18 protein-coding genes are annotated in these 18,747 nt (G+C 50.3%); 5 read left to right on the forward strand and 13 right to left on the reverse strand.

Going from position 1 to position 18,747, the window contains the following annotated elements; translation table 11 throughout:
• Positions 1-55 precede the first annotated feature (55 nt).
• The 9 genes from pufA to QUE64_RS06745 form a co-directional block, all read right to left on the reverse strand.
• Positions 56-262 (reverse strand): light-harvesting antenna LH1, alpha subunit, encoded by a 207-nt coding sequence (gene pufA / locus QUE64_RS06705; RefSeq protein ID WP_108508839.1) that lies wholly within the window; start codon positions 260-262, stop codon positions 56-58.
• 10 nt (positions 263-272) lie between these two features.
• Positions 273-497 carry a hypothetical protein gene (locus tag QUE64_RS06710; RefSeq protein WP_199908496.1) on the reverse strand — a complete coding sequence of 75 codons (225 nt, stop codon included), beginning with the start codon at positions 495-497 and terminating at the stop codon, positions 273-275.
• A gap of 30 nt (positions 498-527) precedes the next feature.
• On the reverse strand, positions 528-677 hold the full coding sequence (gene pufB / locus QUE64_RS06715; RefSeq protein ID WP_108508840.1) for a light-harvesting antenna LH1, beta subunit: 150 nt from the start codon (positions 675-677) through the stop codon (positions 528-530).
• 111 nt (positions 678-788) lie between these two features.
• A complete protein-coding gene (bchZ, locus tag QUE64_RS06720) occupies positions 789-2,267 on the reverse strand; it encodes a chlorophyllide a reductase subunit Z (protein ID WP_286223303.1) in 1,479 nt (492 codons plus the stop codon).
• On the reverse strand, positions 2,267-3,802 hold the full coding sequence (bchY, locus tag QUE64_RS06725) for a chlorophyllide a reductase subunit Y (RefSeq protein ID WP_286225060.1): 1,536 nt from the start codon (positions 3,800-3,802) through the stop codon (positions 2,267-2,269). The genes bchZ and bchY overlap by 1 nt, the downstream gene beginning before the upstream one ends.
• Before the next feature lie 4 nt (positions 3,803-3,806).
• Positions 3,807-4,829, reverse strand: a complete 1,023-nt coding sequence (locus tag QUE64_RS06730) for a chlorophyllide a reductase iron protein subunit X (RefSeq protein ID WP_286223305.1) — start codon at positions 4,827-4,829, stop codon at positions 3,807-3,809.
• Complete coding sequence (gene bchC, locus QUE64_RS06735) at positions 4,826-5,776, reverse strand: chlorophyll synthesis pathway protein BchC (protein ID WP_286223306.1); 951 nt, start codon at positions 5,774-5,776, stop codon at positions 4,826-4,828. Before bchC ends, QUE64_RS06730 begins: the two co-directional genes overlap by 4 nt.
• Positions 5,777-5,923: 147 nt before the next feature.
• Positions 5,924-7,108, reverse strand: a complete 1,185-nt coding sequence (locus QUE64_RS06740; RefSeq protein ID WP_286225061.1) for a methyltransferase — start codon at positions 7,106-7,108, stop codon at positions 5,924-5,926.
• The gene (locus QUE64_RS06745) at positions 7,095-8,015 is read right to left on the reverse strand and encodes a polyprenyl synthetase family protein (RefSeq protein ID WP_286225062.1); all 921 of its coding nucleotides are present in this window, start codon (positions 8,013-8,015) and stop codon (positions 7,095-7,097) included. Before QUE64_RS06745 ends, QUE64_RS06740 begins: the two co-directional genes overlap by 14 nt.
• 131 nt (positions 8,016-8,146) lie before the next feature.
• Here QUE64_RS06745 and bchO point away from each other — a divergent pair, with 131 nt between their 5' ends.
• A complete protein-coding gene (gene bchO / locus QUE64_RS06750) occupies positions 8,147-9,019 on the forward strand; it encodes an alpha/beta fold hydrolase BchO (RefSeq protein WP_286225063.1) in 873 nt (290 codons plus the stop codon).
• 6 nt (positions 9,020-9,025) lie between these two features.
• Here the strand turns inward: bchO and QUE64_RS06755 are convergent, their stop codons facing one another.
• Positions 9,026-10,825: a magnesium chelatase subunit D gene (locus QUE64_RS06755; protein ID WP_286225064.1), complete on the reverse strand. Its 1,800-nt coding sequence runs from the start codon at positions 10,823-10,825 to the stop codon at positions 9,026-9,028.
• Between the two features lie 3 nt (positions 10,826-10,828).
• Positions 10,829-11,848 (reverse strand): magnesium chelatase ATPase subunit I, encoded by a 1,020-nt coding sequence (gene bchI, locus QUE64_RS06760; RefSeq protein ID WP_286225065.1) that lies wholly within the window; start codon positions 11,846-11,848, stop codon positions 10,829-10,831.
• 95 nt (positions 11,849-11,943) lie between these two features.
• Between bchI and QUE64_RS06765 the strand changes: the two genes are divergently transcribed.
• From QUE64_RS06765 to QUE64_RS06775, 3 genes are read left to right on the forward strand one after another with little or no spacing between them, the layout of a single operon-like run.
• Positions 11,944-12,402, forward strand: coding sequence for a phosphate-starvation-inducible protein PsiE (locus tag QUE64_RS06765; protein WP_286223312.1), 459 nt, complete (start codon positions 11,944-11,946; stop codon positions 12,400-12,402).
• A 2-nt stretch (positions 12,403-12,404) separates the two neighbouring features.
• Complete coding sequence (locus QUE64_RS06770) at positions 12,405-13,133, forward strand: class II aldolase/adducin family protein (RefSeq protein ID WP_286225066.1); 729 nt, start codon at positions 12,405-12,407, stop codon at positions 13,131-13,133.
• Positions 13,134-13,161: 28 nt separating this feature from the next.
• On the forward strand, positions 13,162-13,350 hold the full coding sequence (locus tag QUE64_RS06775) for a 4-oxalocrotonate tautomerase (RefSeq protein WP_286225067.1): 189 nt from the start codon (positions 13,162-13,164) through the stop codon (positions 13,348-13,350).
• 48 nt (positions 13,351-13,398) lie between these two features.
• Here QUE64_RS06775 and QUE64_RS06780 read toward each other — a convergent pair whose 3' ends face one another.
• The gene (locus QUE64_RS06780; RefSeq protein WP_286225068.1) at positions 13,399-13,614 is read right to left on the reverse strand and encodes an addiction module antidote protein; all 216 of its coding nucleotides are present in this window, start codon (positions 13,612-13,614) and stop codon (positions 13,399-13,401) included.
• A gap of 78 nt (positions 13,615-13,692) precedes the next feature.
• Complete coding sequence (locus QUE64_RS06785) at positions 13,693-14,667, reverse strand: cobalamin B12-binding domain-containing protein (protein ID WP_286225069.1); 975 nt, start codon at positions 14,665-14,667, stop codon at positions 13,693-13,695.
• 250 nt (positions 14,668-14,917) lie between these two features.
• Between QUE64_RS06785 and QUE64_RS06790 the strand changes: the two genes are divergently transcribed.
• Positions 14,918-18,736, forward strand: a complete 3,819-nt coding sequence (locus QUE64_RS06790) for a magnesium chelatase subunit H (protein WP_286225070.1) — start codon at positions 14,918-14,920, stop codon at positions 18,734-18,736.
• Positions 18,737-18,747: the final 11 nt, after the last annotated feature.

The raw sequence follows: 18,747 nt of genomic DNA on the forward strand, positions 1-18,747 counted from the left end.
AGATAAGACTCGATATGTAGTCAAGTCCTATCCACCACGGTTTTCATGATGCTTACTACTTTGCTGCTGGTACTGCTGGTGGTTTAGCTGCTCCACTGTTACCAGTTTGTTTTACATACTCAGCCTGACTTAAACCATCAAGCCAATTAAAACGAACTGTGCTTAGCAGAATCAAATGAATCATTGCTGCCAAACCGAACAGGAAGATTCCTTGAATAGCCATAGCCCGTAATGGGTCATATAGTTTCCAAATTCTCCACATGGTATTTCTCCTAAGTTAAATACGACATAAAGCTATAAACCGCAGACCTTACGCCGTCGATCATTGACTTCTCTTCTGATCCTGGTAACCAGGATCTCCACTGACCCGGTAAGAACACAGTAAAGAGCGCGAGTACAAAACACACCACAAAACACAAGACAAAAATCGTCTTGAACGTGATTGAATCGTTCTTAGCGATTTCTTGTACCGAGTGGTTTAAATGGATATCTTTCATATCGTTACCTTTACGTTGTTACTTCCGATTTCAGTAGAACCAAGGACGCCAAGCCCACACCAAAATGTGAGCAATGACCGCTATTGCAGTAAACCCGACCAAACCTTGGACATAAAACTGGTGAAATTCTTTCGCCTCGTCGTCGGTAAGACCAGAAATAGAGCCTCTGTGATCACTCATTCGAGATCCCTCCTTCAAAATTAGCCTTTCGGCTAGCACCGCGCAAAGCCCGCGCGACAAGGGCATATGGCATGGAACTGCCACATTGGGGATGGAGCAAAGTAGTCAGATTCATACTTTCTCCGATATGGGGTTGGGTGTTTTCTCTTGCACAATCTCAGGACAAGACAGGCGCACGCGCTCTGCAGTGACTCGTGCTTCACCTGAGGATTCGGTATCGCGCTCGACGCGATCACGTAATTGCTTGGCTGCCGAGATTTGCACTAAGACCGGTTGTTTCTGAACATAATTAGCAACCATGGTTTGTGCGTCGCTATCCCACAAGAAGGCATTCGCTGCTTGACCACGTGCCAAGGTGGAGTCGACCTTATCCATTTCAGTACCTAAGGGCAAGATATGGAACAGTGCATCAAACAGCCCATTGCAAAACTCTTGGATTAAATAGGTTGCGCCGGCGTATCCCATGAATGGCGTGCCAGTATGGCGCCGAATAATTGCGCCAGGAAATGATGCAGGGATATACATACCCTTACCACCCGCTTCGGCTAGATACATTCGTTCGTTGTAACTACCAAATAATACGAGAGGTGCTTTTTCTTTTACCAATTTACGAATTTCTTCACTATCGGTTTTCTGACCAGGCTTACGTGAAATGGCAAAGCTGCATGGCAGCCCCATCTCCTCGCTCAAGAAATGAGAGATCCCGCGCGTGTAGGTCTCGTTTGCAACAATTGCAAAATTTGCGGTCCCAAAAAAGTCCTGCGTCACCGAGCGCCACAGATCCCAAATTGGCTTAATCGTGGTGTGCTTCTCACGCTCAATAAATGGCTCGGGATCAAGATCAAGCAACTCACCTAGTTTGCGCAAGAACTTGGTCGTACTATGAAGACCAATCGGTGCCTGTAAATAAGGGCGATCAAGGGCTTCGCAGAGCATGCGCCCAAACTCGCGGTACATGCAAATATTGACATCGGCTTCGACTAAACGCGACACATCGGCTAAGTGACTACCGAGTGGAAACACCATATTGATCTCAGCGCCAATTCCTTGGACCAAACGGCGGATCTCAGCCAAGTCGCTCGGCATATTAAACGTGCCATAAGCAGGACCAATAATATTGACGCGCGGCTTCTCACCTTCTTTGCGGGGCTTACGGGCCGGCACATTCTTAATGCCATACTCAGACCATAACCAATACATCGCGCGATTCGCGCACTGCCATTGGTCTTCATCAATGGTGCGCGGTAGGAATCTTGCAATTGCTGTACCTTCAGGTGTAACACCACCACCAATCATCTCGGCAATTGATCCGGTTACAACTACTGCGGGTAAATCAGGATCTAAGGTAGCATGAGCGCGCTTCATCGAACCTTCGGTACCCTCGCGCCCCAATTGCTCTTCTGCTAATCCGGTGACTACGATGGGCAACTCATGCGGCGGTAAGGCATCGGTGTAATGCAAGACCGAGGTAACGGGTAAGTTCTCACATCCTACTGGCCCATCAATAACCACCTGCAATCCCTTGATGGCCGTGAACACATATACGGCCCCCCAGTAGCCGCCAGCACGATCGTGATCAATGACGTACATCAGATCATCTCCTCGGCTTTGCGCTTCTTGATCGCTTTTTCTAACTTGCGACGGGTCTCGGCTTTGAACTCAGGACGATCTTTGGGAACGCTTTCCCAAACACCGGCATTATGGCTCGCACCCACTTCACCAAAGAAGGCTTTCATCTCATCAAAGCGTGCTTGATTTCCAATCGCGGCATTAATTACTTGCGCTAGCGATCCAGCGCCTGCAGGCCCCATTAAAGGACGTGCTGAAATGAGGTTCGTGAAATACAGACTAGGAATCGATGCTTGCTTGGCTGCTTGTACTACCGGCGTGGTACCAATGGCTAAATCGGGTTGATACTCGGCCATCGCTGCTAAATCCTGCTCAAGTGAGGCGCGGAACTGCACTTGCACACCTTTTGCTTCTAACCATTCCCGATCCGCATCACTCCAGACTGTGCGGGGACAGGCAGATCCAACATACCGAACATCTGCACCACTCTCAATGAGTAAGCGTGCGACTAGAAGTTCAGAGCCTTCGTAACCACTTAAGGTAATACGACCTTTAATCGGGGTTGCGCCAAGCACTGCTTTAATCGCTGGCAAGATTTTGTGTTTAGCGGCATTAATTCGGTCTTGCGGTGTATTGGTTACTTTGCCAATCGCTTCTAACCATGCAGCAGTTCCCTCGTAACCAACCGGCGCAGATCCAACGATGGGTCGACCTGCGGCTTCAAACTCCCGAACACTGGCTGTATAAAACGGATGAATCGCTGCGACTGCTTTGCAATCGAGCGCTTGATACAACTCACGCCATTCACGCGTTGGTACTGTAGCGCCTACCGCAAGATCCATCGGCTCCAACATGGCGCCAATGACTGCGGGATCGGCTGGGAACATCTCTCCTAAAAGCGTGATGGTCGGTTTGGTTTGCACGCCAGTACGCGGCGCTTGCACGGGACCAGCCATGATTTCATGGCGGGCGTATTGCAACATGGCACCGGCTAGTACATCTTTTGCCTCAGCATGGGTTGGCACACCAAAGCCTGGCACATCAATACCAATAATACGTACCCCATTAATTTCTTTAGGCAGCAACTGCAGCGGTACGCCACTTGCAGTGGGGACACATAAATTAATAATGACAATCGCATCGTACTTGCTGGGGTCGGCCTGTTCGTGCACCGAGTCCCGAATATCTTCAAAGAGTTTTCCAGTGACCAGGGTCTCGGAATTAAATGGCACATAACCCACGCTACGACGCGCACCATAGAAATGCGAGGTAAACGTTAAGCCATACACACAGCAGGCAGAGCCCGACAAAATGGTAGCGGTGCGACGCATGCGCAATCCAACCCGCAATGATCCAAAGGCTGGGCACATACTTTGTGGTTGATCGTGCGGCCCTTTGGGATAGTCCTGTGCATAGCGTTGCAATACCTCCGCTTTGCCCGCAGACTTTGCTGCATCCATCATTTGCTTTTCACCCGCATGGCATCCCACGCCATCCCCTTGGGATGGATCGTTGACCAACTGCTCGGGCACGATGGGAATGATAGGCTTTGTCATGGATTTAAACTTTGTCGTACACCACTTCAAGGGTTTTCTTGACGACCGCGTCTTTGCCCATCATGTCAACTTCGGTAGCGGGCTCAAGTACGTAGTCACGGCCAGTAATGTCTGATGAGAAGAGCCCTAAGAGATCGTCTTGGCTGAGCGGCTTGGGTCGTACCGGCGGTGCATCGGCAACATTGGTCGCCAACTCTTCAAACAGCGGTCCCCACTGCGTACCAGGACGGCCGATGATTTCATAGCTAGCACTCTTACGCCGAATATCCTCATGCGCAGGAATCGCTGCCAAGACCGGAATGCCTACTTTTTCTGCGAAGGCTTGGGCTTCACCGGTGTTGTCATCCTTATTGATCACCATGCCTGCGACACCGACATTACCGCCCAGCTTACGGAAATACTCTACGGCGGAGCAGACATTGTTGGCAACGTAGAGGGATTGCAAATCATTGCTACCCACCACGATCACTTTTTGACACATATCGCGTGCAATCGGCAATCCAAAACCACCGCACACCACATCGCCTAAGAAATCCAAGAGAACGTAATCAAATCCCCAATCATGAAAACCCAACTTCTCCAAGGTTTCAAAACCGTGAATGATGCCGCGACCACCGCAACCGCGCCCTACTTCAGGGCCACCGAGTTCCATCGCAAATACGCCATCGCGTTTAAAGCACACATCGCCAATCGATACAGAATCACCCGATAACTTTTTCTTCGAGGAGGTTTCAATGATCGTTGGGCAGGCTTTGCCTCCAAACAATAAGGAGGTCGTATCACTCTTCGGATCGCAACCAATCAGCAATACTTTCTTACCTTGCTGCGCCATCATGTAAGAAAGATTGGCGAGGGTAAAACTTTTACCAATTCCGCCCTTGCCGTAAATGGCGATGATTTGGGTTTCTTTGGTCACCGGTCCTTTGTGGACTGGGTCTGGTTCCATGTCAGCCTCTTTTTTGAGATTGACAAATTGCACCGTTGCTTCGGCTGGCACACCTTCTAATTTTGCGGTTGCTGGACTCATTGCAAGGTTCTCCAATCAAGGACCATCTTTAAACAATCTTTATCGCTAAACGCTTGGCGATAGGCTTTATCCGCATGCGCAGGTGATGCATGATGCGTAATTAATCCATCTAGTGAGAGTCGACCTGACTCGGCTAAATGTTTCACGGCTAATAAATCCTTAGGCTGCCATTGCGCTGCCACCCGAATGCGGGCTTCGCGCATAAATGCTTGTGGGAATGAGAAGGTCATGGGTGCGTCATAAAAGCCAGCCAGGACAATTTCACCACCGGGCGCCAAACACAAAATCAAGGTATCCAGTAATGAAGCGTCGCCACTCACATCCACAATCGTTTTGTAATACCGTTTTTGGTCTGCCTTTGGATCAATCACTTCATAGCCAATTGCTCCGGTGCGACGATCAGCATCGGTTTCCCAAACCACTGGGCTTTTTCCAGCAAGTACGGCAATCCGTGCAATCAGGCGGCCCAAAACACCATGGCCAATAATCAGATCAGGCTGTTGACTGCCTTCAGCCGATGTGACGTGATGCGCAGTTGCTGCCAATGCAAACAAAACGGCTTCTGCGCCTAATTTGTTGTCCACGCCAATCACCCGACTGGCCGGTACCACTACGCGTGATGCTGCGCCACCGAAGAGACCTTTCACATCACCGAAGCAACGTGCTCCTGGAACAAATACGCGTTGGCCAGGCTGATACCCTGACCGAATCCCTGCTTGATAAATTTTGCCGACGGACTCATAACCCGGAACGAGTGGATAACCCATGCCCGGGAAGTGGGGCATGCGCCCACTCCATAGAAGTTTTTCAGTACCTGTACTAATACCGCTCCATTCAATATCAACCACAACATCCGTCTCTGTGACGGGTGATAACTTCAGCTCACTCAAGACAACGCTCTCGGGCTTCTCGAGCACGATGGCCTTTGCTTGATAGATTGTGTTCATAGTGTCATTTCTTATTTACATATTTTATGTGTAAATATTTATTTACATGACTCATTCTTCACCACTTTAGGGATAATTCATCTAGGGGTTTCTACTAATGACCCCTAGTATTTACAAGGCTTTTGGGCAAAAATTGGCTTTTAAACTCTAACCCACTGAAATCATTGGCTTTTTACAATGCAAGATCTGTGCATTCAAGGGGATAGCGGATGGCAATAGGCGAACAGCCTCAAAGCCGGCCTCGATCAGCATTTGGGTAATTTCCGCTTGGGAACGCGGTCTACCCCGACCCATTGCGAGCAAATAGAAGCCAAAGTAGGCATCCCCCATCGCTTCTTGCCCCGGAGTATTAGCCATTGGTTCTGCCAAAATCAAGCTCGCTCCTGGCTCTAAGGCATTGAAAACATTACGTAATAAGATTTTGACCCGGGAGTCATCATGATCAAAAATGACTCGAATCAGGGTGGCTACGTCGGCGCCCTTGGGCAATTCACCATCAAAGAAATTCCCCCCAATCGCTTGGATACGGTTTGATAGATCCGTTTTAGCAATCTGAGTGGTGGCCAACTCAGCCACGCCAGGAAGATCAAAAATCGTGCACCTCAACTGCGGATAAAGTTTTGCAAGTTGAGTCGCAAACGCGCCCTGCCCACCACCAATGTCGAGTAATTGGCGGTGCTTAGCAAACGAGTAGGCATCTATTACCTCGGCGGTGACTAAAGGTTGAGTGTGCGCCATGAGCTTTGAATAGTTCGCAACGCGCTCGGCCGATAGCGATTCTGGTTTGGGATCGTGGGCATGATCGATATAGGGCCAATACTCGGCCATCGCCGCTTTCCCAGAAATATCACCACGCAAGAGTGCTAACGGATCTTGCAGATCACGATAGAAATCGCCGTGATGAATAATCATATCGACGAGTGCGCGATTACCAACTAAAGGCGCCCCCAGCATGCCAAGTGCATAGTGCTCGTTGTCTCGTTTTGTTAAAAGACGAATGGCAACTGCTGCGTCGAGTAAACGATTGAGGCCTGCGGGCGGTAACGCAATGCGCTCTTGCAATTGTGCTTTAGACAAAGAGCCGTTTGCGAGCAACTCAAACAAATTGACTTTGACACAAGCCAATAAAATTTGGGAATACACAAAGCCCGCCATCACATCAAAAAGTGCGGAAGCCTGACCCCGCACAACCCAGCGTGTCAATGGAAAGTGCGCAGCCCAGCGCTGAAATCGGGGTGAGGCAATGACACTATTACGCCAATCGGCGAAGGTGTCTTTCAATGAGCGGTGATGGGTTTGCGTGTCTTCGGACACACGCTCAGACAGTGGCATGGTGATGCAGCGGTCGACTCGTATTGATAAACCATGCTTCCGGAATCAAGCGTTCTGCCTCTTTCGCTACTAAAGCGCGCAGCATCTTCTCGCCTTTACACGACGGTATCGAATGAATTGCTTTGTAGACCAACTCATCAAAATGCTGAACCGCGCCCACCAATCCAAGATCTCGCGCAGAGCTTGGTCGATCATGAGCTAAATCTTGACCTTGTGGTTTACCCATCGTCGCTTGATCAGCCAATACATCACGAATGTCATCAGCCACTTGATAGGCTTCACCTAACCACTCACCGAGTGGTTTCCAAGTATCGGCATCCGCTCCTGCGGCTTGTGCGCCCGCTGCGGTTGCCGCCTCAAAGAGTGAACCGGTTTTTTCTTTTTGGTATTGCGATAGTTGGACTTTGGATTCGCACTCCCACGCTTGACCCGACACAATGCCGTGCGGCGCACCGACGGATGCAGCAATCGTTTTTAGAAGTGGTGCTAAGCGTAATGGCGAGCGCATGCTGCACGAAGCCATGTACTGAAATGCCAACACAATCAGTGCATCACCCGCAAGCACGGCAATGCGCTCACCAAATGCGGCATGTACTGAGGGTTGGCCACGGCGCACCATGGCATTATCAAAACAGGGCAAATCATCGTGCACCAGGGATGCGCAATGCAATAGCTCAATCGCGCCCGCAGCTGCAATCGATAAATCCGGATCGTCATCGCCGCAGGCGGCAGCGACCGCTAAACACAGTTGCGGCCGAATGCGCGCACCTCCTGGGAACACGGCGTGATGCAATGCCCTTTGTAAATTTTGTGGGGCTGTCTTAGACTCTGCGATGGCAAGCGCTTGATGCAAGCCCTTTTCAATGCGTTCTTGCATCGCTTGACTGGGGCTGATTTTTGAGCTCATGGCCGGCTTTCAGAGTTAATCGGGTCGCAATACGGGTAAAAAAGTGTAAATATTTTTTTACACTTATCATGATGATGAATATAGACAGCTAATGCAAGAGGGTCAATCAATCATATCTAGGGAAAACCCTAATGAGTTCCATTAATCGCATTCCCTACGACTGGCCAAACCGCCAAATTAGCCGCTCCGTCACCGTGGGCGACCTCACCTGGCACATCCAAATCTCAGGCAAAGGGCCGGTAATTTTGTTACTGCATGGCACCGGTTCCTCCACACACTCTTGGGGCGAGCTCACGCCTTTACTCAATCAAGAGGCGCAAGTTCTTAACGTCGATCTACCAGGGCACGCCTTTACTCTGGGAGCTTCAGTGGACTCCTTACGACTCGAGCAGATCGCAAGTAATTTGATTGCACTGATTGGCGAACTCAAAATGGGATGGCCAACCATCGTCGTTGGTCATTCTGCTGGCGCTCCCCTAGCACTCGCCTTTGCTAATCTGGCACCCACCAAACCACAAGTGATTATTGGTCTAAATCCCTCACTAATTCCGCCGCCGCCGAGCTACACCCAATTTTTTGGACCCATGTTGGGGCCAGTCACTAAATCAGCAACGCTGGCATCGATTCTGGCAAAGCTTGCACCACTCTCAGGTATGACCGATCGATTACTAGATTCCACCAATACCAATTTGCCAGAAACGAATCGCAATTACTATCGGCGCCTCTTTCAATCACCCGAGCATGTGCGCGGTGCCATGAACTTTATGGCCTCGGCCAATATCGATCAAGTACTCAAAGCCGGCTCAAACCTTTCAAGCAAGTTAATTTGGGTGATTGGCGAGAGTGATCAATGGGTCCCAGAAATGGGCTTGAAGAAAATCATCAGCCAGTACTTTCCTAAATCCACCGTGATCTATTGGCCAGGTGGTCACATCATGCACGAAGTGGAAACTGCCAAGACCGCTGATCTAATCTTGAGTGAGCTGCGCGCCCTGAAGAAGTAATTGGCTCTAGGTATGCAAAACACCTAAGACTGCTTGCGAGAGTTCGTGCGCGCGTGCATGCGGTAAGGGCAAATAGTACGAACCAATCAGTCGGGCAATATGCCCCCCCTCCTCGCGCGCTTGCGGCGAGGTATCGATCCATAAACTGCGTACCTTGATCTGTGATGCTAGCTTTGCGGATTGCTCAGCATCAACTTGCGCTTGGGTGCGACCTGGTGTGCCGTCGCGTGCAATATTGGCGCGACCATCGGTTAAGAACACCAAGGTGGGGGTCATGCCTTTTTTAAGTGACCCCTTCGCCAGTGCAAAAGCTGTATCAATCGCAAGGGCTAGCGGTGTGCCGCCCCCACCAGGCAGTGACGCTAATGAGCGCTTCGCTCTAACCAGGGAACGGGTTGGGCTTAACAACAGTTCTGCTTCGCTTCCCCGAAAACTAATGAGTGCTACCTGATCGCGTCGCACATAGCACTCTGCAAGCAGTAACTCCACTGCACCTTTTGCTTCGGCTAAACGATTGATCGCCGCAGAGCCCGAGGCATCGACCACAAAAGTGGTGAGTGTTTGATTACGCTGTCGATAGCGTTTGATGCGCAGATCATCCTTACGAATGAGGATTTTTGGCTGAGACGGATTCTGACTACTCTTAAGTTGGACTTGACGAATCCGCTGCCAGGGTACTGCAGCGCGCAGAGTATCCATCAAACTCAATCGTTGATTACCAGAGGGCATACCGGGCTTTGAGCCCATTGGTCGACCACGCTGATGACTCAATTGACTCGCGCCTGCCTTACCAGCTGAGTGATTTTTTTGGCGTACCAACGCGAGTTGAGTGAGTCGATCAAGCAGCTCGCGAGGGATCGCTGCCTGTGCGGCTTCTAATACTTGATCTTCAAGAACTTCTGTCTCTTGATTCCGAGATGAAGTCTCCTCTGAATTAGCTTCCTCGTTTTCTTCGGTGTCTGGTTCAGGATTGGGCTCATCCTCAGCTTGAGTCTCGTCGGTCGTATTGGGTAGTTGGGTTGCTCTCGGCAGCAGTACCAGGGTCACCGCGCGCTCAAGATGTTCTTTGCTTGGCTCACTCTCATGCCATTCGAGATCCATCGCGGCCAAGTACCTCGCAGCTCTTGCTGCAAATTGCACCGCGCGCAAGGAAATAATGCCTAACTGCGCCGCAATTCCGACAAGTGCCACGTATTGCTCATCACCGAGGGTGATTTGCTCAACCCGCTCTTGAATATTTTCGCGATCGAGATCAATGAACTCCGCATCGAGTTTGGCATCGGGTAGGTCATGCCATGCGATCGAATCTAAATCGATATAAAACGCGCAGCGCTCGATCAATTTTGGATTCACACTCTCGTCTTCTTCAATACTTTCATCAAGAGCGATCACTCCCATCGCGCAGGCAATGCGTTCTCCATGACCATCACGCTCAACCTGAATGGCGCCATGATCGAGGGCGGCTGCAATACGTGCCACTGTGCCTGCTTCCACTCGCTCAGCCATTGGCAAAATCACGAGGCTTTGATCGCAGTGACTTAAGAGCCCCGGTCGAAAGATTGGCTTACCTGCAATGATGGTGGCTTCAATATCCAAACCACCTAGTAAGTTCTCATCTGAGATACCGCTGGGGATCTTCCGTAATGGTGTTGCTAAACCATGATGGCGTGCAAGCTGTTCAAGGGTTTGTAACCAGCGCTCGCGCACAGGTCCTGAGCGCGCATGCACAATCACCCCACCAAATTCATGGGGTACGAGAGTCATTAACTGCGCAACGTGCAGGCAAGTTAACCAGTAAGGGTTCATGCCTTAAGCAAATAACTCATCAAGTGCCCGTTGCACACGCGTTGCCGAACTGGATTCGTCGAGAGGGTTGCGACGCAAGCGATGTTGTAGGGCAGGCACTGCAATGCGCTTGAGATGATCGCGCGTGACCTTATTCTTTCCATCGAGGGCAGCGACTGCGCGTGAGGCGCGCAAGAGTGTAAGCTCACCACGTAGGCCATCGGTACCAAGATGGGCGCACAGCGTACTGGCATCGTGTAGCAATTTGTCATCAACCTTGACGCTGGCTAGTTTCTTGCGCGCATTGGCCATCATCTCCCGAATCTTCGCGTCTTCTTTATCCCAGATCTTCATGAAGGCCTCGGGGTTACGCTCAAAGGCATCACGTCGTTTAATGATCTCGACACGGCTGGGCATATCGCTTGGGGTTTTCACCTCCACGGCTAGGCCAAAACGATCTAAGAGTTGGGGGCGCAACTCGCCCTCCTCGGGGTTGCCACTGCCCACCAATACAAATCGGGCAGGATGGCGCACACTCAAGCCTTCGCGCTCCACCACATTTTGTCCCGAAGCAGCGACATCAATGAGTAGATCAACTAAGTGATCATCCAACAAATTAACCTCATCAATGTATAAGAATCCGCGATTGGCTTTGGCTAACAAGCCGGGCTCAAAGGCTTTCTCACCAAGCGTTAAAGCTTTCTCGATATCCAAGGCCCCAAGTACTCGATCCTCGGTTGCCCCCAAGGGGAGGTCCACCACGGGTACGGGGCGCAGCTCCGTTTTGGGTTTGGTTTTTGCTCCCGAACTACAAATAGTACATAGGCCTGCCATCGCTTTTGGATCGCATCCATACGCGCAGTCTTTCACAACGGTCATGGTGGGTAAGAGTGCTGCGAGACCTCGAACCGCAGTTGACTTCCCGGTGCCGCGATCTCCCATCACCAGTACACCGCCAATACTAGGCTCCAATGCAGCTACCAAAATAGCAAGCTTCATATCCTCTTGGCCCACAATGGCTGAGAAGGGGTAGTTACGGGTCATGCAAGCGCTCCTTGAATAAACTTTATTGGTTTGTCGCCAAATTAAGGTTAAATATAAGGCATCTAACGGGCAATGAGCCCAATTGAGGAAAAACGATGAGCGATAAGACCCCAAAGAGCATTAAAAGCGTTGAAGAGCGCATCGAGTCTTGGTTTATTCCAACTGGCAATCTGTTTGTTTCCCTGTTTCATCGTATTGCCCTCTTTGCAATTGGTGCGGCTACCGTATGGGCCGCTGGGATGAGCTTTCTGGAAATGATGCATAAGCCCTATGCCTCAGTTCAAGATTTACTCCTTCTATTTATTTATCTAGAAATTGGTGCAATGGTTGGCATTTACTTTAAGACCAATCACATGCCTGTGCGCTTCTTGATTTACATTGCCATTACTGCCGTCACGCGGCTGATCATCGATCTGGTTGGCACGAAGCACGAAGCCGACATGGGCATCTTGCTAATGGGCCTCACCATTTTCGTCTTAGCACTCGCCAATGCTCTCGTACGCTATGCCTCCAATAAATTTCCCAGTAAAACCGATCATCCGGGTGGTGATTAAACGTGAGTCCTACTGAGCAACAAACCCGGATTGATTTAGCGGCCTGTTATCGCTTGTGTGCATTTGAGGGCTGGGATGATCTCATTTATACCCATATCTCAGCAACGGTTCCAGGAGAGCCCAATCATTATCTGATTAATCCGTTTGGCTATCAGTTTGATGAAATCACCGCATCGAATTTGGTAAAGGTCAATACCCAAGGTGAGATTGTGGATCCCAACTCACCCTACCGCGTTAATCCCACCGGCTTTGCGATTCATGGGGCAGTGCATCGCGCCCGCCCCGATGCGAACTGCGTGATGCATCTACATAACACCGCTGGGATTGCGGTATCAGCGCAGGAGAACGGTTTATTACCCCTTTCGCAGCATGCCATGCGCTTTATGGGACATCTGGGATACCACGATTACGAAGGTGTTGCTCTCACCGAATCCGAAGGAAAGCGCCTTACTGAATCCCTGGGTAAGCACCCTGCCATGCTATTGCGTAACCACGGCACGCTCACCGTAGGTCGTACCATCGGTGAAGCCTATGTGGTAATGGCCACCCTGATTAAAGCCTGCGAGATTCAGATTGCCGCTCTATCGAGTCCACAACTGCATCTACCCAAGCAAAGTGTGATCCAAAAAGCTGCCGATGAGTTACATGATGGCGGTGCCGAAGAAGGAATACTAGAGTGGCCCGCCCTACTACGAATGCTCGATCGCTTTGATGAGAGCTATAAAGATTAATTAACTAAATCACAGACAAGGAGTTGATATGCCCACATTCAATGTGCAAATGTTTGAAGGAAGAACAGTCGAGCAGAAACGAAAATTTGTTGCTGAGGTAACTCGTGTCACCTGCGAGACCTTGGGATGCAGCCCTGGATCGGTTGACATCATCATCACCGATGTCAAGAAAGAAGACTGGGCTAGCGGTGGGAAGCTATGGTGTGATGCGGATTAGGCATGAACCGTAATCCGTAAAATAGTTTTAAAAAGTTGGCAAATGGGTCTACCGTTTTACCCCTGAAGACCTTGAAGTAACTGATATTCCTTTTGCGCGAGCAATGTGACCTAGTGCAGCAGCCAACTCTGCATCATCACCCTCATTCATCACTTGATTTAAATACTCTGTCATTGCCCGTTTACTTTTCAGTAATCGGGCAATATCAAACTCACGAATATCATGTTGTTTGTTTTTAGGATTTTTCTTCATCATATTTGCCATCGCCCACTATGTTAATCGAGCAAATCTGAGGAAACTACCCCGTATGATGCTTAGGGGATTACTTTTAGAACTTTTTACCTAATGGTGTTGATTTTTCTCTAAGAAGAACTCCGCCTGCGCTAAGGCTTCCTCTGCATCAAGCCCCACAATATCGGCCTGCACTTCCTGTTTGAGCTCGGGTCTTGCATTAAAGATCGGGCCGCCTACCATGACCCCAATCGTTGGATTCAGTGATTCGGCTTTGAGTAAGTTGATAAAGCGATGTAAGGCCGGTAGTTGATCCTCGGTACTGACTGAGAGCCCAACTAAATCGACATGCTGCGTCTTCACGGCAACAACGATATCGGCTTGCGTTGCCGCCAACTCACCCCACACCTTCCATCCGGCTCTTCGGAAAAACTCTGAAACCATAAAGAGGCCTAAAGTGTGTTGCGATCCGGGTAATGGAACCAATACTGCATGCGGTGCTTGATCGTCGGTGCGCGCGAACTCCTGAAAGAGCGGACTAAAGTCATAAATCAATTGTTTGATACGCCAAATACCAGTAGTCACTTGAGTAAAGCTAGCACTATCCTCTACCCACATCACACCTAAACGCCTAGCGACTGGAGCCAATAAGCGAAGGTAGATTTCATCGAGGGGTACACCTTGCTCGTAGAGAGCTTGCACGAACTCAGCGGCTTTCGTTGCATCGTCACGCAATACTAAGTGCGTAAGTTCATCCACTCGTTGCGGATCGTTGAGTCGAACATTCATCAGAGGCGAACGATTGGCCTCAATCGCACTGCTATGAGCCACCAATAGACGTGGGATCACATTGGTCTCAATGGTTTGCATCAACCAATCCGGATGTTCCTGCGGCCCTGCTTTGAGACTTAATGGCTGATTTCCAATATCGACCGCTAATTGCTTGACGCGCTGATCGTGAGAATGACTTAGGTTATCTTCTGCGCAAGCATCCCATTCAGCCCTTTGGGGGTTGACCTTTTGTTGCTCCTCACTTTTGGAAAATAATTTTTCCTTAATGAGGCCGGCATATCGCCTTAGGGGCATGCGTTCTCCGATTTTCTATCTGTGGCGCTTCCATTTAGGCTAGCCAAGCTGCACTGAAAATCAGGCCTATTTTTTTGCGTCGTTATCTACGGTTTCTTTATAGATCTTTCGGGTAAATGAAGCCATGAATGTTTACTTTTAAGGGTTAACCCTAGTTTTAATAGGTAATACAGAACTAAGTGTCAATATAAGTTGACACATTTAGCACAATTCAATATAAAAAGAGGAGTCCCACCCGAGTTAGGCAGCTATGGCCGTTCAATCCAAGTCCAAGAAGGAAGCCGTACCCATTCGTTTGGTATTGGTGACCATGGACACGCACTTAAATAGTGCGGCACGACGCGCCCAATTTCAGCTCCAACGCGCCATTCCAGGTCTGTCCTTGCAGATTCATGCCGCTAGTGAATTTACCGGCAATCCTGAGTTAATTGAGAAGGCAGTGCACGACATTACCCATGGCGATATTGTGCTCGCCACCATGTTATTCATGGAAGATCACTACCTTCCAGTGTTTGAAGCTTTAAAAGCGAAGCGCGATGATTGCGATGCGATGGTCTGTGCCATGTCAGCTGGGGATGTGGTGAAGCTCACCAAGATTGGTAAGCTTGATATGAGTAAGCCCGCCAGTGGGCCGATGGCAATCCTCAAGAAACTGCGCCCCAAACCCAAGACCGAGGGCGAGAAGCAAACCAGTTCGGGCGCCAAGCAAATGAAAGTGCTGCGCCTCATTCCGCAAATCCTCAAATGGATTCCGGGGACGGCGCAAGACGTGCGGGTGTATTTCTTAACCCTGCAGTATTGGTTGGGTGGTTCCGAAGAAAACTTATTCAATCTCTTTAGTTACCTCATCAACCGTTACTCCTCTGGTCCGCGGGAAGTCCTGCGTGGTTTAGCAAAGCCCACCGATCCGGTGGAGTATCCCGATTTGGGTGTTTATCACCCGCGCATGAAAAATCGTCTGAGTGAAAAACTCTCTGACCTTCCTAAAGTAATCTCCGATAACAAGCGCCGAGGACGTGTTGGTCTTCTACTACTGCGCTCCTATTTGGTCTCTGGCAACAGTGGTCACTACGATCCTGTGATTGCTGCATTAGAAGCCCATGGCTTGCAAGTGGTGCCCGCTTTTGCTGCGGGTCTTGATGCGCGCCCTGCCATTGATACCTATTTCATGAAAAACAATCAGGTGACGGTCGATGCGGTGATCTCCCTCACCGGCTTCTCATTAGTCGGTGGCCCAGCGTACAACGATGCCAAGTCGGCTGAAGAGGTACTTGCGAAGCTTGATGTGCCTTACATCGCTGCTCACCCCGTAGAGTTTCAGACGCTCACGCAATGGGGTGGTTCCGATCGTGGTTTGATGCCAGTCGAGAGTACCATCATGGTCGCAATTCCGGAATTGGATGGCGCGACCCAACCGATGGTGTACGGCGGTAGGCCCGGTGCAGCAGGTACCACCTGCACCGGCTGCCATCAACGCTGCACCTTTACCGAAGACCACAACCCGCAAGATATGTTTACCTGCGTCGAGCGTACTGCCATGCTCGCATCTCGCACTGCTAAGTTGGTGGATCTGCGCAACTCGGATAAAGCCAATCGCAAAGTGGGTCTGGTGATTTTTAACTTTCCTCCCAATGCGGGGCATACCGGTACCGCCGCTTATCTCAATGTCTTTGAGTCCTTACACCAAACCATGTTGGGACTCAAAGCCGATGGTTACACACTGACCGTGCCAGAAACTCCAGAAGCCTTACGCAAAGAAATCATTGAAGGCAACGCTCAGCAATATGGCGCAGAAGCCAATGTGCACACCATCATTAGTGCGGATGATCATGTCAAGCGTGAGCGTTGGCTTGGCGAGATTGAAGCGCAATGGGGTCCTGCTCCTGGTAAGCAATGGAGCAATGGCTCGGGTATTTTTATTTTGGGTAAGCAATACGGTAACGTCTTAGTGACCGTGCAGCCCGGCTTTGGATTTGAGGGTGATCCGATGCGCCTACTCTTTGAAAAAGGCTTTGCGCCAACGCATGCGTTCTCCGCGTTTTATCGCTACTTGCGGGAAGACTTTGCTGCCAATGCTGTTCTGCACTTCGGCACCCACGGCGCCCTTGAATTTATGCCGGGTAAGCAAGCAGGCATGAGTGGTTCGTGCTGGCCCGATCGCTTAATTAACGATCTACCCAACTTTTATCTCTATGCATCCAATAATCCTTCCGAAGGCGCGCTGGCCAAACGCCGTGCAGGTGCCACACTCATTAGCTATCTCACACCACCTGTGACCCAGGCAGGGATTTATGCAGGACTTGCCGATCTCAAAACCTCGATTGAGCGCTGGCGCGGTCTCTCGCCCGAGCAACGTGGTGAAGAAGAGGATCATGATTTGGCGGCACTGATTCAGGCACAAGCGGCGCAGATGGATTTGTGTAAGGCAGAGCCGCTATGGGATGTGCGCGATGCGAACTTCATCCAACAGCAAATCACCAAACTCTTTGAGCAGATTTTGGAGCTGGAGTACACCTTAATCCCGCATGGCATGCATGTGGTCGGCTCCACCCCTAGCGAATCCGAGCGTGTGGATTTATTGAGCGCCATGGCAATTGGTTCGTTTAGTCAAACCTTACCGAATTCAGCGATTACGCAATTGGTGCAAGGTAAACCCATTCAAACCATCGTGAATAAGAATAAAGACCTTCAAGAGCTCGCTCGAGAAGAAGCGATTGCGATCTTGGAGAAGCTCCAACACTGGGATCGGCAGATCCAAGAAGAGACAGAGATCCCCAGTATTCTGAAGGCGCTTGATGGTCGCTTTATTCGTCCTGCGCCGGGTGGCGATGTGATGCGTAACCCCGAGGTCTTACCATCGGGGCGCAATTTGCACGGCTTTGATCCTTTCCGCATTCCAAGTGCTTTTGCGGTCAAAGATGGCGCCAAGCAAGCCCAGAAGATTTTGCAACGGCATATCGATGATGCCCAAGCCCTCCCTGAATCGATTGCTCTTGTGCTGTGGGGCAGTGACAACCTCAAATCCGAAGGTGGGCAAATTGGTCAAGCCTTAGCGCTTTTAGGAGCACTACCACGCTTTGATGGCTACGGACGACTTGCGGGTGCTACCCTCATTCCACTCGCAGAACTTGGACGCCCCCGCATTGATGTGGTGATTACTCTCTCTGGGATCTTTCGCGATCTGATGCCCTTGCAAATTAAGCTCTTGGCTGAAGCAGCGTATCTGGCTGCTGCTGCGGATGAGCCAATCGAGCAAAACTTTGTTCGCAAACACGCGCTCGCTTATATGGCAGAGCACGGCTGCGATCTTGAAACTGCATCACTACGGGTCTATGGCAATGCCGATGGTACCTATGGAGCGAACGTGAACCACTTGGTTGAGCATAGCGTGTGGGAAGAGGACGATGAACTTGCCGAGACCTATATGCGTCGCAAGGGTTTTGCCTATGGTAAATCCGGTAAACCGGTTTGCAATAACGCTCTTCTGAAAAGCGTCTTAGCGGATGTCAGCATGAGTTATCAGAACTTGGAGTCGATGGAACTCGGGGTGACTACCATCGATAACTACTTTGATACCTTAGGTGGCATTACCAAAGCCGTGAAACGCGCTAAGGGGGGTGAAGAGATCCCGGTGTATATCGGTGATCAAACTCAAGGTGAAGGGGTGGTGAGAACGCTCTCCGAACAAGTATCGCTCGAGACCCGTACGCGTATGCTTAATCCCAAATGGTTTGAGGGGATGCTGAAGCACGGTTACGAAGGTGTGCGTCAGATTGAGGTTCACATCACCAATACCATGGGTTGGTCCGCGACAACGGGGCAAGTGCAACCCTGGGTCTATAAGCAACTCACCCAGACGTTTATTCTGGATCCGAAGATGCGTGAGCGCTTAGCGCAACTCAATCCCACCGCGTCTGCCCGCATGGCCAATCGTCTCATGGAAGCATCCAATCGCAATTACTGGCAGCCTGATGATGAGATGCGCGCTGCGATGAAGCAAGCCAGCGAAGAACTCGAAGATCGCCTGGAAGGCGTCTTCGAAAATCCTGCCATGCAGCGCGCTGGGTAATCCCACTACCC

It is taken from the genome of Polynucleobacter sp. HIN7, assembly GCF_030297595.1.
Lineage (GTDB): Bacteria > Pseudomonadota > Gammaproteobacteria > Burkholderiales > Burkholderiaceae > Polynucleobacter.